General features: G+C 46.1%; 14 protein-coding genes. 12 read left to right on the top strand and 2 right to left on the bottom strand.

Translation table 11 applies throughout. The features are described from left to right. The first annotated feature begins 124 nt into the window (after positions 1-124). The 9 genes from moeA to ACSTTG_RS23720 all read left to right on the top strand — a co-directional run bounded on the left by moeA (position 125) and on the right by ACSTTG_RS23720 (position 8,766). Positions 125-1,360, top strand: a complete 1,236-nt coding sequence (gene moeA / locus ACSTTG_RS23760; RefSeq protein WP_438476577.1) for a molybdopterin molybdotransferase MoeA — start codon at positions 125-127, stop codon at positions 1,358-1,360. 9 nt (positions 1,361-1,369) lie between these two features. Beyond that, on the top strand, positions 1,370-2,128 hold the full coding sequence (moeB, locus tag ACSTTG_RS23755) for a molybdopterin-synthase adenylyltransferase MoeB (RefSeq protein ID WP_438476576.1): 759 nt from the start codon (positions 1,370-1,372) through the stop codon (positions 2,126-2,128). Positions 2,129-2,157: 29 nt separating this feature from the next. Next, positions 2,158-2,985 carry a sulfurtransferase gene (locus ACSTTG_RS23750; protein WP_438476575.1) on the top strand — a complete coding sequence of 276 codons (828 nt, stop codon included), beginning with the start codon at positions 2,158-2,160 and terminating at the stop codon, positions 2,983-2,985. 216 nt (positions 2,986-3,201) lie between these two features. After that, positions 3,202-3,627, top strand: coding sequence for an N-acetyltransferase (locus ACSTTG_RS23745; RefSeq protein ID WP_438476574.1), 426 nt, complete (start codon positions 3,202-3,204; stop codon positions 3,625-3,627). 129 nt (positions 3,628-3,756) lie between these two features. Beyond that, the gene (locus ACSTTG_RS23740) at positions 3,757-4,230 is read left to right on the top strand and encodes a GNAT family N-acetyltransferase (protein ID WP_438476572.1); all 474 of its coding nucleotides are present in this window, start codon (positions 3,757-3,759) and stop codon (positions 4,228-4,230) included. A gap of 189 nt (positions 4,231-4,419) precedes the next feature. Next, a complete protein-coding gene (locus ACSTTG_RS23735) occupies positions 4,420-4,896 on the top strand; it encodes a hypothetical protein (protein WP_438476591.1) in 477 nt (158 codons plus the stop codon). A gap of 378 nt (positions 4,897-5,274) precedes the next feature. Continuing rightward, positions 5,275-6,051, top strand: a complete 777-nt coding sequence (locus ACSTTG_RS23730; RefSeq protein ID WP_438476571.1) for a carbon-nitrogen hydrolase family protein — start codon at positions 5,275-5,277, stop codon at positions 6,049-6,051. Between the two features lie 289 nt (positions 6,052-6,340). Continuing rightward, positions 6,341-6,586, top strand: coding sequence for a hypothetical protein (locus ACSTTG_RS23725; RefSeq protein WP_438476570.1), 246 nt, complete (start codon positions 6,341-6,343; stop codon positions 6,584-6,586). A gap of 659 nt (positions 6,587-7,245) precedes the next feature. Beyond that, complete coding sequence (locus ACSTTG_RS23720; RefSeq protein ID WP_438476569.1) at positions 7,246-8,766, top strand: trypsin-like serine protease; 1,521 nt, start codon at positions 7,246-7,248, stop codon at positions 8,764-8,766. 242 nt (positions 8,767-9,008) lie between these two features. Here the strand turns inward: ACSTTG_RS23720 and ACSTTG_RS23715 are convergent, their stop codons facing one another. Then, positions 9,009-9,980, bottom strand: a complete 972-nt coding sequence (locus tag ACSTTG_RS23715; RefSeq protein WP_438476568.1) for a sugar-binding transcriptional regulator — start codon at positions 9,978-9,980, stop codon at positions 9,009-9,011. Between the two features lie 449 nt (positions 9,981-10,429). On the opposite strand from ACSTTG_RS23715, the gene tal reads away from it, so the two are divergent. Beyond that, positions 10,430-11,380: a transaldolase gene (gene tal / locus ACSTTG_RS23710; RefSeq protein ID WP_438476567.1), complete on the top strand. Its 951-nt coding sequence runs from the start codon at positions 10,430-10,432 to the stop codon at positions 11,378-11,380. 139 nt (positions 11,381-11,519) lie between these two features. Continuing rightward, positions 11,520-13,511 (top strand): transketolase, encoded by a 1,992-nt coding sequence (tkt, locus tag ACSTTG_RS23705; protein WP_438476566.1) that lies wholly within the window; start codon positions 11,520-11,522, stop codon positions 13,509-13,511. Positions 13,512-13,812: 301 nt separating this feature from the next. Here the strand turns inward: tkt and ACSTTG_RS23700 are convergent, their stop codons facing one another. After that, positions 13,813-14,193 (bottom strand): winged helix-turn-helix transcriptional regulator, encoded by a 381-nt coding sequence (locus ACSTTG_RS23700; RefSeq protein WP_438460862.1) that lies wholly within the window; start codon positions 14,191-14,193, stop codon positions 13,813-13,815. Between the two features lie 134 nt (positions 14,194-14,327). Between ACSTTG_RS23700 and ACSTTG_RS23695 the strand changes: the two genes are divergently transcribed. Continuing rightward, entirely contained in the window at positions 14,328-14,870 is a 543-nt protein-coding gene (locus tag ACSTTG_RS23695; protein WP_438476565.1) for a nuclear transport factor 2 family protein, read from the top strand. Positions 14,871-15,095: the final 225 nt, after the last annotated feature.

Here is a 15,095-nt window from a genome sequence, read left to right as displayed (position 1 = left end):
TGTAATTCATGCGCAAATGGCCCCTTGAAGTCACGCAGGTTTTGCAAGGATTATGCAGCCTTTGTGCAAAGTATTATCGAGTGGTACAGTTGGTGCCACAATAACGACAAAAATAGGAAGTCTCATGGGATGCTGTGACGCACCAGGCCTGATGCCTATCGAAGAAGCCGTGACCAAAATGCTCGACGCGGTTACGCCAATCTCAACCACACTGAGCCTGCCCCTCCCGCAAGCGCTCGGCTATGTCCTCGCCGAGGATATCCTCTCGCCCATCTTTGTGCCGCCTTTTGCCAACTCGGCGATGGATGGTTATGCGATACGTATTGCTGACCTTAATGATACCGACACCCTACCAATGGCGGGTAAATCCTTTGCCGGCCAGCCTTTTGAGGGTGAGTGGCCGAAGGGCTCTTGCGTAAGGATCATGACAGGCGGTGAAATCCCGGCTGGATGTGATGCGGTTGTGATGCAGGAACAGACGCAAGTGACTGAGCAAGGCATTGTATTTACCACTCAAGATATCCGCGCACAGCAAAATATTCGCCCCGTTGGCGAAGACATAGCGAAAGGCGCAATTGTACTCTCAAAAGGCGCTCGATTGACCCCGCGAGATATTCCAATGATTGCCTCGTTAGGGATTGCTGAAGTCAAGGTTCTACGCAAACCCAAGGTCGCGTTCTTCTCTACTGGCGATGAGCTACGCGCGCTCGGTGAGCCCCTAGAGCCTGGCCAGATTTATGACAGCAATCGCTATGGTCTAGCGGCCTTGATTGAGAAGTTTGGCTGTGAGCCACTTGACCTTGGCGTGGTGCCAGACTGCCCTCAAACCCTTCAGGCCACCTTTGAGCGAGCCCAAGCGCAAGCTGACTTGGTTGTCACCTCCGGCGGTGTGAGCGTGGGTGAAGCCGACTATACCAAGGAGATCCTCCAGCAAGTGGGCACGATCAACTTTTGGAAACTGGCGATGAAACCCGGCAAGCCGTTTGCGTTCGGTAAGATAGACGATGCGCTATTTTGCGGTCTACCTGGCAACCCAGTCTCGGCGATGCTGACCTTCTATGTGTTAGTGCAGCCGCTGATCGCCAAATTGTCAGGTCACAGCCAATGGCAGGCTGATCCATTTATTCCTGCGATCACCAAACAAGGCTTCAAAAAGAGCCCAGGGCGTACCGAGTTCCAACGCGGCATCTATAAGATTGAAGATGGTCAGTTTGTGGTTGAATCGACTGGCAATCAAAGCTCCGGCGCCTTTCGCTCGATGAGTCTCGCCAACTGCTTTGTGGTGTTAGAGCGCGAACGTGGTCGTGTTGAGGCCGGTGAGACAGTTCAAATTCAGTTGTTTAACGCCAACCTATATTAGGAAGACGCAATGGAGATCCTGTCTGACCAAGAGCTTATCCGCTATAACCGTCAAATCATCCTGCGTGATTTTGATTTTGATGGCCAAGAGGCGCTAAAACAAGCCAGTATCCTGATCATTGGCGCTGGTGGCCTCGGCTGCGCCTCAAGCCAATACTTGGTCACCGCAGGGGTTGGCAAATTAACTTTGGTTGACGATGATGTGGTTGAGCTCTCCAACCTGCAGCGCCAAGTACTGCATCAAGACCAAGATGTTGGCGTGCTTAAGACCCAATCAGCTCAAGCGTCGTTGACCCAACTCAACCCGCACACGCAAGTCTCCACTATTGCCAAGCGGCTAAATGACGATGAGCTTGCACAGCTTATCGAGCATCACCAACTGGTGATTGACGCCAGTGACAACGTAACTACGCGTAACCAGCTTAATCGGCTGTGTTATGCGAACAAGACACCGCTAGTATCAGGCGCGGCTATTCGTATGGAAGGTCAGATCAGCGTCTTTACCTACCAAGATGATGAGCAGCCTTGCTATCAGTGTCTAAGTGCGCTGTTCGGTGACACCAACTTAAGCTGTGTCGAGACGGGGGTGATGGCGCCTGTTGTTGGCATCATTGGCGCAATGCAAGCGATGGAGGCAATCAAAGTGATTGCCGATTACGGGCAGGTTAAGCAAGGTAAACTATTGATCCTCGATGCTCTTTCAATGTCATGGCGCGAGCTTAACCTAAATAAAATGCCCAACTGCCCAGTGTGTGGCAATCAAAAATAACGAATAATTTAAAGCAAAGGAGTGACACCATGAGCCCGCTGGTTAGTGCAAAATGGCTAAAGGATAACCTCGATAACCCTAACCTAGTCTTGCTTGATGCAAGCATTGACTTTCAGATCCCGACTGAGCCAGAAAAGGATAAGGTCAACCTAATCCCCAATTCTCGCCGCTTCGACTACGACAGTGAGTTTTGTGACCCCAAGTCAGCATTACCTCATATGATGCCGAACGAGGCGCGGTTTAATACTTTGGCACAAGCGCTAGGAATCAATAACTCCTCGTTGATCGTTGTGTACGATAACGCGGGCACCTTTGCCTCGCCACGCGCCTATTGGATGTTTAAAGCTATGGGGCATCAAGAGGTTGTGATACTTGATGGCGGTTTGGCTGCATGGAAAGCGCAGGGTTACACCGTCACTCAATCGTATGCTTCTGATATCGTTTCGGGTGACTTTGAGGGGCAATATCAGGACCAGTGGTTCGTTGATGCCGACTTTGTTGAACAACAGATTAACTCTAAGAGCAGTACCACCATCGATGCACGAGGAAAGCCACGCTTTTTGGGAACCGTGGCCGAGCCGCGCGAGGGTGTCCGCGCAGGTCATATCCCCAATTCAATTTGCCTACACTTTGCTGAGCTTATTGATGGCTATAAGTTCAAACCTGTGAGTGACATTGAACCTTTGCTGCACTCTTTGGTGCCCGATCGCGATCAACAGGTCATCTTTAGCTGCGGCTCAGGCGTCACCGCCTGCATCCTTTCCGTTGCCGCGCAGTTATGCGGGTATCAAGACCTGCGTGTCTACGATGGCTCTTGGACCGAATGGGGACAAGACCACAACCGCCCTATCGCCTAATTTGAATGAGTCTAAGTGCAACCTATCAGTTCAGTTAACTTGATGTGACTGGACCTGATAGGTTCGTCAAAATCGATTCTGCCCAAGGCTGTATTGTCTCGCACTAAACGCTGATTTGTATTAGTCACTACTTACGATAGATATTCCTAATATGGCAATGAGTTTCTTCGGTGGTACACTATCTTTAATCCGAAGAGTTTGAGCTAACAGTTTTAAATGATCAGAAAATACGCAGAAAAAGATATAGAAAGTGTTCTCGACATTTGGCTAGAGGCATCTATTCGAGCACATGATTTTGTTGCTGCTGATTTTTGGCAGTCTCAAGTAGATAATATGCGTAATGTTTACCTGCCAATGTCAGAAAGTTTTGTTTATGAGGTCGACTCCAAAATAGTCGGCTTTTACTCACTTTACGAAAACCTTCTAGCGGCAATTTTTGTGAGCCCCAATGATCAAGGGAAAGGTATTGGTAAGCAGCTTATCAATGATGCAAAACAGCGTCGTTCATCACTAACCCTAAATGTCTTTAAAGCCAATGAATCAAGCCACCGCTTCTATATTTCACAGGGTTTTGAGGTCGTAAGCGAGCAAGCTGATGAACATACCGGCCAAGCTGAGTACACAATGTGCTTAGTTGAGTAACTTGGAAGTACCCCATTTCACATAAGCCGAGGCAGAATCCTCCATTCAGTTGCCTCAAACTTGACTAAATTTTGCTAACTTGGGTAATCTAAGAAAACTGTATACAAACTAGTAAGTTAAGCGAGCAAAGTGAACGTAAGAAAGGCGATCAAACAAGATTCAAGTAAGCTGCTAGAGCTAATTGGAGACAAAGCCGATTTCGACCGATCTATGAAAGGGTTTAACGGTGAACTCTCAACAACTAAAGAGAAAATAGAACAGACCTTATTTGGAGATTACCCATATGCTCATGCTTTGCTATTGGAAATCAATGGCGAAGTTCAAGGGTTTGCTTTATTTCACTATCGTTATTCCTCCTTTCGAGGAGAGCCGTCTATTTGGCTTGATGACCTGCTAGTTATAGGTCAACATCAGTCAAAAGGTTATGGTTCTGAGCTTATGCAGGCGCTCAAAATAGAAGCTAAAAAAACTCTAACTTCTCACATTTCGTGGACTGCTAGCCCATACAACATTAAAGCACACGAGTTCTACAAGAAATTAGGCGCAAAGATCGAACGTATGGATGGTAAACGACCGTACTTCCGTTGGGTCGTGCAAGACTAACAAACGATTAGGTATAGGGTGACTAAATCAAAACTGCCCCTTTATGCGTTATACCTTTGCTGACTCACTCCTCCTCAATCTGGGTTTGCCCTAATCACGCTAATCCAATCGGGCCTTGGTACAAGCATCAATTAGGTATATGATTGTTTTGCTGTGATATCAATGGTATGGAGGTCGGTTTTGAAAACTATGATAGGTTTAGCTCTAGGTTTTTTGCTAGTTATGCCTTTGGCTGTGCTATTTCATGAGTTAGGTCACGTTACACCTCAATTAATCGCTGGCCATTCAGCAGAAATACGTTTGGGAAGTGGAAGTGATCTTAAAGAGTTTCGGGCTGGCAAACTGAAAATTTCAATAGCACCTTTATCGATGAATATTGGCTTTGCTTCAATAAAAAGAGATGTCAGTAAAAATTTACAAATTGCCTCTTTGTTAATGGGTCCTATTGTATCTCTTGTTTTATGTGCCACCTTATATATGATTAGCCGTCATGAACTACCCTATCTAGTCCACTACTTGGTTAATTTCGGACTGTATTTTGCACTCTTTCAGTTTCTGTTTACATCCGTACCAATATACTACCCAAGCTTCTTCGGTGCTTATGAGGGTATGCCTAGTGATGGTAGGCAGGTGTTGGAGTTACTCGGGTTAATGGAGGGCCAATGATAATGAACATTACAACAGACTTTGGCAGATACTTCCCCTTACCTGACTGATCTGTTGGTCGCTAAATTGGGCAGATTTCAAATTAAAAAAAGCTAGTGGTGTTACGACGCGCATAAAACAAGCTTTTGCCCCAAAACCACTTAGGGTAAATACTCTCTCACATTGTGTTAATGTAAGTTCTCACTACAACAAGTAATGCGAGTTCTACTCAGCTAGGAACTATGCACCTTTGATGCCGCACAGTTCCCTAGCATCGTTGATAAGCTGTTGATTGTTAATTGAGCCAGCAACCGAACGATGACATTATATGAGACTTACAGGCGGCTATTCGCCGTCTAATTAGCATTAGACGCCAATATCGAAATAGGAGATTAGTCGATGAAGTTTGCATTATTTCAGTTTCCATTTAGCCAAGATCCGGTAGGTAACTACGAAGCGATAAAGGAGGCTATTTGTGAAGCTGCAAATAATGATGCTCAGGTTTTGGTCACTCAAGAATGTGCTTTGTCTGGCTACCCACCTGTGGAAATTGACTCAGTTTCCGATATCGATTTTGCGCAACAAGATAGTGTTTTCAATGAAATCATTGAACTTGTAAAGGAAAAGAAGATTTACCTATTTCTTGGTCTTATTCGTAAGATAGCGACAAAAGCTGCAAATTCCATCGCTGTCATTGCACCAACAGGTGAGGTGCAGTTTTATGATAAAAGGGCATTGTGGGGGTGGGACACTGATAACTTCATTGTAGATAGTGATTATAATGGGGTTGTTGACATTCAGGGTGTTAGGATAGGTATTCGAATTTGCTTTGAAATTCGCTTTCCTGAATACTTTCGAGAGCTGTATAAGGAAAAGGTCGATGTTGTTATCGTAAGTTTATGCGACATTCAACGCGAAGCAGATGACAACCGACTTTCAATTATTAAGTCTCACCTAGTCTCTCGTGCTATTGAAAATGTGGTTACGTTGTTCTCTGTGAACTCATCGACCTTAGAGCAAACTGCCCCTACTGCTGTAATTGACCAAAACGGGAAGTTCATTGCTCAAGCTGACCGAAACAGTAAATCGATAACTTACTATGACTATGAAAAACCAGAGCAAGGCTTTGGTGCTCAAGGGCTTAGGAAATATTCAAACGAGTTGCTAGGCATATAACAAACGGTTATTCACCTTGCAAATGACTATGCCACGGCTTTGCCCCAAAATACGTTAGATTCATTGCTCTACATGCGATGATACCCTGCTTTTTCCTTACCCTCTCTAATCCGTGAAGGATGGCTCAGTGTTTAGTTACGCATACGGATATGCTTGCCTTGTTAGGTTGCACGAATCAATGGATCGTCCACTCAGCATGTCGAATTGAGCTTGTAGCATCGATGATGCATGCTTCTGCTTATTCCCGTTGGACTCCAATTTTTAATTGTTTCAGCACATAGGGGGAGTTATGAATACTAAACATAAATTCATGAAGATAGAGATTACAGATATCGAATTAAACTCTAATGAACCATGTTCGAAAGAAACGTTAAGCCGAGTCGCCAAAGAATGCAGCGAAGCCAAGGCGCTAATATCGCAAATTGAAGCGTGTTGTCAGCAAAGCCCAACACAAAAAGAGTTACACCAAGTATTAGACGAAGTCTTTGCGTCCTATGGTGGTGGGGATGAAGGCGGGATTGAATGGGGCGGGTGAGACAAAGGCACTACACTGTTGGCACTTCATAAATCAGAAGTGCCCCATTATGTTTTATCGACTTTAAATCACTAGCACGCGCCTGTCGTGTTTGCCCAAGGTTTTTTAATGGATAAAACACACAAAAAGACGCTCACCAATCGATATGACTTGAGATCTTTCACAACTCTATTATTGAGGGGCTATTATGTGTTACTTACTGATATTTAAGCGCTTTAGTCTTAAAGGTAGATCTGCGTCACATCACTAATACGCAATAATATTATCTGCAATCAAATGTATAAGTTTGTAAGTTATCATTACATCTCCTTAACCTGACCTTCTGTTGGGTTTAGTTGTGGATAGAAGATGTCGTGAGACACTATTCGTTGTAGTAACCAAGGAAGGCCATGGAATGGTGGTTTTAATCCCACTGGTAGTATTCATGTTTGAGCCCCAAAGCGACAAGGAAGGCGCAGATGGTATTGAAGGGATATCACCTACCTCTCACTCCATTCTGGCTACAACAGCAAAAATGAAGTGCATCTCGCTTTGCTAAGTCACCTTGCCGCCTTAAATCAGACAAACCCCATTGGGGAAACTCTGAGAACTGCATCTCTGGTGCGAGTTCGAGGCTCCAGCCGGAGATGAAACAAATTTAAGGATAAAAGGTGAAGATTATGAAAACTAAATCAACATTTACGCTATTTGCAGCGGCAACACTCTACACAGGCGCTGTGGTTGCTGAGGAAGTTCGTACTCCTGTTAGTCAAGATGACTACAAGGACTTTATGGTCGCTTTGAGCATTCCATTGCAACAAGGTTATGGTACAAAAACTTGTGGTGGTGCGTTGTTAGGTGAAAATTACATTCTCACTGCGACACATTGTATTGGTTCTGGTTGGGTTGGTGACGCTATCACTATTACTCAGGGCTTGAGTCGTAGTAACCCTACTAGAACTTGGGTTCGTGATATCACTCATATCCCTTCACATTCGGGAAATACAGTAGGGGATACTTTAGAGTTTCATGGTGATTATTACTATTCCGACATTGAACCGTTATGGGTGAACGGCGAGTTTACTGGTGACTTCTATGCAAACGAATCAAATATGTACAACGACTTTAACTACGAATATTACCGTAGTTTCGGGGATGAGCCTTGGGGTGAAGATGTGCATCGTGATCTTAGCCTTTTGAAACTAGATGAGTCTATTCACCATTCAGATTCAGCCATTGTGTTCCGAACCTTTGATGGTGTTGAAGATTATCTTCAACTAGGCGAAGAGTTCACTTTCCGTGGTTGGGGCACACTGGATTCAACCGGCACGACACCTGATGTACTAATGGAGTTCACTTCAATACTGACAATGAAGCCTCATATTGTCCACGAGTGGGTGGACACCGGTTACTTGGATGTTATGGGTGACCCATTAAAGGTCCCTGAGCCATGCACCCTTGAATCTGAAAAATGCTACTACAACCCTGGTCACAAAAACCTTTACTACAATGAAAAGGTTTCTGTTAAGCCTGGCGATTCTGGTACGCCACTTGTTCACAACGGTGCGATTATCGGTGTGATTAGTTCTAACACTATGGGCGCGCAAGACGGTACAAAACTTCGTAGTGAAGTGATCAGTTTCGATGCGTACACTGATTGGTTTGTTCGTGCAATTGATGGTCTTTTGTTTCCTTCTGTTGTTAACATTGACATCGATGAAGCTGATTCTGCGACCTTTGTTGTGCAGAACTTTACCAAAGAGACGGTTGATACTTACCTAAATAGCGAGAGTATTGGTGGTGTTTTTACAGTTGTTGAAGATTGTGGTTTCCTGAATTCAAAGGATGGTTGTCATGTGACAATTGAGGTTTCAAGTGACTTTGAGCTTGATAATCCAATGCAAACATACGCTATTCAGTTGACCGATGGTGACTTCATTCAACTTAATCTTACTGGTACAGTTCAAGGTAAGCCTGGAACGCCAATCCTTCCACCAGAAGGTGGTGACGATGGAGCTAATAACGGTAGTGACAAAGACGACGAAGAGCCAGAAGAAGATCTGAAGCCGGGCACGCCTGGTGACGGTAATAACGGAAGCAGTGGCAGCTCAAGCGGTTCTAAATCAGGTGGCTCTATGTCATTCGGTTTATTGACTGTGCTAGCAATTTTCAGTATCAGACGATTCAAGTTTAAGAAATAACTTGTTAGGGAGTGCCTTGTACTCCCTTCTTCTATTAGCGGCAGTTTCCACCCTGGTAAAGAGCATTCTCAGCGGATATTTTCGCTATCATCCATCACATTGCCATACTATAGATAATTCGTTAATCGCAGAATTAAGTATTTGCCCTAACAAGGTTATGTCCAAAACTTTGCTGGCTTGCACCGTGGCTTTTTTTGTGCGAGCCATTTAGGCTCGAGTATGAATTACTGCACCTAATTAGACTATGATGGCATTTGCTCGTCTAGATTAAGCACGGTTAACGCATTACTCACACTGGTGGCGATCACATCGATCGCCCCTGTTCGCAAAGCGCCAAGAAGCGCCAAAGGCTTGCTGTTTTCCGCCGCAATCGCTATCACCTCAGAGATTGCCGAATATTCCTCAATCCCCAAACCAATCACGCGATCGTTCATCACCGTATCGGCAATTCGCCCATCGATAGTAAAGAAGTCATAGCCAGCAAAATCACCCACCACACCTTGGTGTAGGCGAGACTGAACTACCTCTTCTGGCGTAAACCAGCCCAAGTCCACCATGTAGCTGTTTTCGCTCATATCACCTATGCCCACCAAGGCAACATCGGCTCTGCGCGCGATGTCTAGTGTTTGCTTGATGGTCGAGTTTTGTAAAAAGGCATTTTTTTGTTCTCGATTCTCAGCGTAGGCTGGCGCATAAAGGGTTTCTGAGCTGCCGCCATATTTCTTAGCAAATTGACGACAGATATGGTCGGCATTATACATCCCGCCTTTTGGGTGAATACCGCCAATACCACAGACGAACTTGCAGTCTTTCTCGGTGTTCACCCCAATATGATGAGCAATTGATGACACGTTGCGCCCTTGCCCAACGGTTACCACCATGCCGTTGGCCAAACTCGCGTCCAAATAACCAGACACTAAACCAGCCACCAGCGTTCGTTGCTGCTCTTCCAGTGGGTGATCGAGTGCAATCAAGGCACGTTTAATACCAAATCGTTCAATCAAGCGCTGCTCAATCTTGGCGCTGAAGACCGGGTGATACTTAACAGTGATCTCGACGATCCCTTCATCACGCGCCATTTTGAGCATTCGACCCACTTTTGCTCTAGAAATAGAAAACTTCTTAGAGATTTCTTCTTGCGTTGCACCATCTTGATAATAGGCCACCGCAATCTCAGTCAGTAGGTCAGTCGTATTGGAATCGATTGTTGACATAGTATTTCTCAACCTCAGCGCGTCATTGTTCTATTTAAACTCCCTAGTGCTGCAGCAAATGCTCAGTAAGAATACATTTGTTCCCGCAGGGTTGATATCATTACATCTGCGCACTGACATTACAAATGCTCACGACTGGATTTTATGTCTTTTTAGTGACAACCGACTGTGATCGCTTGAGTTTTGCGCACTTTTTATCACGCCAGCTTACTTTTTTTCGTTTCAGTCTAAAATTATTTTGGTTTCCGACGTCAAGCATTGACATTAAATCTGGTTAGGATAAATATGGATTTATCAAATACTCATTGACCGAGCAATTGCTCAAAGTCAATTGAACAATGAGAAAGTAATCGCAGAAACGGGCGCTAACCATAGTAATTTCTGCCCGCTGCAATAAAAATAATTAAAGCCCGCAAGTGGTTAACTGCATTAGAGATAGGATGACGAAAATGACGAACAAGCTAGAGCAACTACGCAAACTAACAACAGTGGTCGCGGACACGGGTGAAATCGACGCGATCAAGAAGTACCAACCGCAAGATGCTACCACCAACCCTTCATTGATCCTTAAAGCGGCGCAGCTAGAAGAGTATGCCCCACTGATTGACCAAGCGATCAGCTACGCTAAATCTATCGGCGGTGACACGGCGCAGCAAGTTGAAGCCGCCTGTGACATGTTGGCCGTCAACATCGGTAAAGAGATCCTTGCCACTATCCCTGGTCGCATTTCTACCGAGGTCGATGCACGCTTGTCTTATGATACTGACGCGAGCGTGGCGAAAGCACGTCAACTGATCAAAATGTACAACGACGCGGGCATCACTAACGACCGCATCCTTATCAAGCTTGCCTCAACCTGGGAAGGTATTCGCGCGGCGGAGATCCTTGAGAAAGAAGGCATCAACTGTAATCTAACGCTGCTGTTCTCATTTGCTCAAGCGCGCGCTTGTGCCGAAGCAGGTGTGTTCCTTATCTCACCATTCGTTGGCCGTATTATGGACTGGTACAAAGCCAAAGAAGGCCGTGATTTTGCGCCTCAAGAAGACCCAGGTGTACTGTCTGTAACCAGCATCTACAACTACTACAAGCAGCACGGCTACAACACTGTCGTGATGGGTGCTAGCTTCCGTAACATCGGCGAAATTCTTGAGCTAGCAGGCTGTGACCGCCTAACTATCTCACCGGCTCTGCTTGCGGAGCTAGAAGCGGCAGAGGGTGTGGTCGACACCAAGCTTGCGCCAACGGGTGACACTCAAGCGCGCCCTGCTGCGATGACGCATGCTGAGTTCCTATGGGAGCACAACCAAGACGCCATGGCTGTTGAAAAATTGGCTGAAGGTATCCGCAACTTCGCGATTGACCAAGGCAAGCTTGAAACCATGATTGAGGCTAAGCTATAAGCCAGCTACATAAATTACCTACCAAGGTGGCAGGCACGCATGACTTAAGCCTACCACTTTGGTGAATAACAAAGAGTGCTATCAAGAGTTGCAATAAGCAAACCGCACTCCCCCTATTCTACTAAATCGGTATCACAATATGGATCGTAAACATCTCGCAAATGCTATTCGCGCTCTGAGCATGGATGGCGTACAAAAGGCCAATTCTGGTCACCCAGGTGCCCCAATGGGCATGGCGGACATCGCCGAAGTGCTGTGGCGCTCGCACCTCAATCACAACCCACAAAACCCTGATTGGGCTAACCGTGACCGCTTTGTGCTGTCCAATGGTCATGGCTCGATGCTGCTTTATTCTTTGCTGCATTTGAGTGGCTATGAGCTGCCGATTGAAGAGCTGAAGAACTTCCGTCAGCTGCACTCGAAAACACCGGGCCACCCAGAGTATGGCTATGCACCGGGCATTGAGACGACCACCGGCCCACTCGGTCAAGGGATCTCTAACGCTGTCGGTATGGCCATCGCAGAGAAAGCCCTTGCCGCTCAGTTCAACCAGCCAGGTCACGATATCGTCGACCACTACACCTATGCGTTTTTAGGCGATGGCTGCTTAATGGAAGGTATCTCTCACGAAGCATGTTCACTGGCAGGTACTCTTGGACTAGGTAAGCTAATCGCCTTTTGGGATGACAACGGCATCTCGATTGATGGTCACGTCGAAGGCTGGTTCTCAGACGATACGCCAAAACGCTTTGAAGCCTATGGATGGCATGTGATCCCGGCGGTAGACGGTCACGATCCACAAGCGGTTCACGCTGCGATTGAAGCGGCCAAAGCCGACCCACGCCCTACTCTAGTATGTACGAAAACCATCATTGGCTTTGGCTCACCGAACAAATCTGGCTCACACGACTGTCACGGCGCGCCATTAGGTGATGCTGAGGTGGCAGCCGCGCGCGAGTTCCTTGGTTGGGAGCATGGTCCATTTGAGATCCCAGCGGATGTTTACGCTGAGTGGGATGCAAAAGAAGCGGGCGCTGCAAAAGAAGCCGCTTGGGAAGAGAAGTTGGCCGCTTATCAGGCTGCTTACCCAGAACTTGCCGCCGACTTTAAACGCCGCATCAATGGCGAGCTTCCTGACAACTGGCAACAGTATGCTGACCAAGTGATCAGTGACTTACAAGCGAATCCAGCCAACATCGCCTCGCGTAAAGCCTCGCAAAATGCGCTAGAGGCCTTTGGTAAAATTTTGCCTGAGTTTATGGGTGGCTCCGCTGACCTTGCGCCTTCCAACCTAACGATTTGGTCTGGTTCAAAATCGCTCGAAGCCAATGACTTTGCTGGTAACTATATCCACTACGGTGTGCGTGAGTTTGGTATGACCGCAATCATGAACGGTATCGCATTGCACGGTGGCTTTGTCACTTACGGCGCGACTTTCTTGATGTTTATGGAATACGCGCGTAATGCGATGCGTATGGCGGCGCTGATGAAGGTGCAGAACATTCAAGTCTACACCCACGACTCCATAGGTCTTGGTGAAGATGGTCCAACCCACCAGCCGGTTGAGCAGATGGCCGCACTGCGCCTAACGCCAAATATGAGCACGTGGCGCCCTTGTGATCAGGTTGAATCTGCCGTTGCATGGAAGCTAGCAATTGAGCGCAAAGATGCGCCTACCGCTCTGATTTTCTCGCGTCAAAACCTGGCTCAACAAGAGCGTGATCAAGCGCAGGTGGCTGATATTGCCAAAGGTGGTTATGTACTTAAAGACTGCGCAGGCAAGCCAGAGCTTATCTTGATTGCAACCGGCTCTGAGGTCTCACTGGTGGTTGAAGCCGCTGAACAACTAACTGCTCAAGGCAAGAATGTGCGCGTCGTATCCATGCCATCAACCGATACCTTTGATGCCCAAGATGTCGCCTACCGCGAACAGGTTCTGCCATCAGACGTGACAGCCCGTATTGCCGTCGAAGCGGGTATCGCTGACTACTGGTATAAGTACGTTGGTTTCGATGGCCGTATCATCGGCATGACCACCTTTGGTGAGTCGGCGCCAGCGGGCGAGCTGTTTAAACTGTTTGGCTTTACTGTCGATAATGTGCTTGAAACTGCTCAAGAGCTGTTAGCTTAGCGCTGATCTATTAGTAGCAACGCTCGCCAGCAAATATTGTATTAAAAAAGCACACACCTGACAGTGTGTGCTTTTTTTTGCCATCAAAGTGGCAATGGCCGCTGCACTGATGATCAATGTTGCTTAATCACATACTGCCAGCGATAACCATAACTTATCGGGTCCGCTTAGCTGCTTCGATGGGACTCTAATCCAATCTGATAGCAGGTTGAAGGCTTGAACCGAATTGATCTGCACCAACAACTTTGATCACGTTATTGGTATCGACTAGTAACCTGTCAGGCCCTGTAGACAATCTTGTCTAGCTTTTTTCATCGTAGGCTTTGCGTGCCTGTTTGATTTCTTCCTGATGATCATCTGCCCATGTAACAAGCTGATAAAGGGGCTTAACTAGGTCTCTTCCCAACTCCGTTAGTTCATATTCAACTCGAACCGGTACTTCAGGATACACCGTCCGAGTGACATAACCCTCTCGTTCTAAATCACGCAGGGTTTGCGTCAGCATACGCTGAGAGATCCCCTCAATTCTTGATTTCAGTGCATTGAACCGATCAGAGCCGTCGACCAGGGCGAATAGAATGAGTAGTGACCACTTATCACCGATCTGCGCCACTATGTTTCGAACTGGGCAATCCTGTCTATTGTGAAAAACCCGTCTATCCGATTTCTTTGCTATCACCATTTTAATTCTCCTAAGCCCCAGTTACCCCAATGTGCCTTACCAATATATTAGTACCCTTTTAAATTGCAAGTTACTTTTGATTACTTAGGTTATTAATCTATACTTTGAAAGTATGACGACCAAAGGAGTGACTTATGTATAAAGCAATTGCGCTATCTATGCTTCTGCTATGTAGCAAAGCAGTCTATGCACAAACCGAAGACACATTGAGAATTGATTTCTTGTCGCTGGCCAAGGAAAACTGGACAGAGCAAGAGCGAAGTAATGCAGAGTTGGTAACAGATTTCGTTCAAAACCTAATGAATGATCATAATTTTGACTACATCATGGACAACTATGACGACAGTTCATATTTACAACACAACCGTAACCTACCGGATAAAATGACAGGCTTAGTCGGTTTTTTGAAGGAGTTTGTCGAGGAGTATCCTGATTACACTTATGATGTGAAACACATCCTAGTCGACGGCGACTATGTGATTTTTCATTCTCATGCAACGCTTAACAAGAAAGACCGCGGAAATGATCAAAAAGGGATGAATATTATTGATGTTTGGCGTATCGAGGAAGGGAGAATCGTAGAGCACTGGGATTCAATCCAAGCTCTTGATTTCTCGATGAAAGTCTACTCTCTGATCAGTGGTGGTAATATCGCCAATTCAAATGGCGTTTTCTGACTCATTTCAGTCGAAATATGATAGTGGCAACTAATGATAGAGTTGGAGTGGCACCCAAGTAGCCTTAAGGTGTAGGTTCATTAGGTTTAAAACGTACACACAACCCGACCCTGTAAATAATTCTGTGTAACTGACGGGGTTATTGATATTCAGAGAGTCGTTCTTCGAACATAATCATAAAACGGTTCAGGGCTTGTCGCCAGTTTCTAATGGGCATTGTCCACC

The organism is Vibrio glycogenivorans, from assembly GCF_051660965.1.
Classification (GTDB): domain Bacteria; phylum Pseudomonadota; class Gammaproteobacteria; order Enterobacterales; family Vibrionaceae; genus Vibrio.
Note: the sequence above shows the minus strand (reverse complement) of the source record. Positions and strands in the feature narration are given on the sequence as shown.

Bases quoted from the DNA above. Each gene is read 5' to 3' on its own strand.
- ACSTTG_RS23750 (WP_438476575.1), top strand. From the start codon at position 2,158: ATGAGCCCGCTGGTTAGTGCAAAATGGCTAAAGGATAACCTCGATAAC.
- ACSTTG_RS23720 (WP_438476569.1), top strand. From the start codon at position 7,246: ATGAAAACTAAATCAACATTTACGCTATTTGCAGCGGCAACACTCTAC.
- tkt (WP_438476566.1), top strand. From the start codon at position 11,520: ATGGATCGTAAACATCTCGCAAATGCTATTCGCGCTCTGAGCATGGAT.
- tal (WP_438476567.1), top strand. From the start codon at position 10,430: ATGACGAACAAGCTAGAGCAACTACGCAAACTAACAACAGTGGTCGCG.
- ACSTTG_RS23730 (WP_438476571.1), top strand. From the start codon at position 5,275: ATGAAGTTTGCATTATTTCAGTTTCCATTTAGCCAAGATCCGGTAGGT.
- moeB (WP_438476576.1), top strand. From the start codon at position 1,370: ATGGAGATCCTGTCTGACCAAGAGCTTATCCGCTATAACCGTCAAATC.
- ACSTTG_RS23700 (WP_438460862.1), bottom strand. From the start codon at position 14,193: ATGGTGATAGCAAAGAAATCGGATAGACGGGTTTTTCACAATAGACAG.
- ACSTTG_RS23715 (WP_438476568.1), bottom strand. From the start codon at position 9,980: ATGTCAACAATCGATTCCAATACGACTGACCTACTGACTGAGATTGCG.
- ACSTTG_RS23695 (WP_438476565.1), top strand. From the start codon at position 14,328: ATGTATAAAGCAATTGCGCTATCTATGCTTCTGCTATGTAGCAAAGCA.
- moeA (WP_438476577.1), top strand. From the start codon at position 125: ATGGGATGCTGTGACGCACCAGGCCTGATGCCTATCGAAGAAGCCGTG.
- ACSTTG_RS23735 (WP_438476591.1), top strand. From the start codon at position 4,420: ATGATAGGTTTAGCTCTAGGTTTTTTGCTAGTTATGCCTTTGGCTGTG.
- ACSTTG_RS23745 (WP_438476574.1), top strand. From the start codon at position 3,202: ATGATCAGAAAATACGCAGAAAAAGATATAGAAAGTGTTCTCGACATT.
- ACSTTG_RS23725 (WP_438476570.1), top strand. From the start codon at position 6,341: ATGAATACTAAACATAAATTCATGAAGATAGAGATTACAGATATCGAA.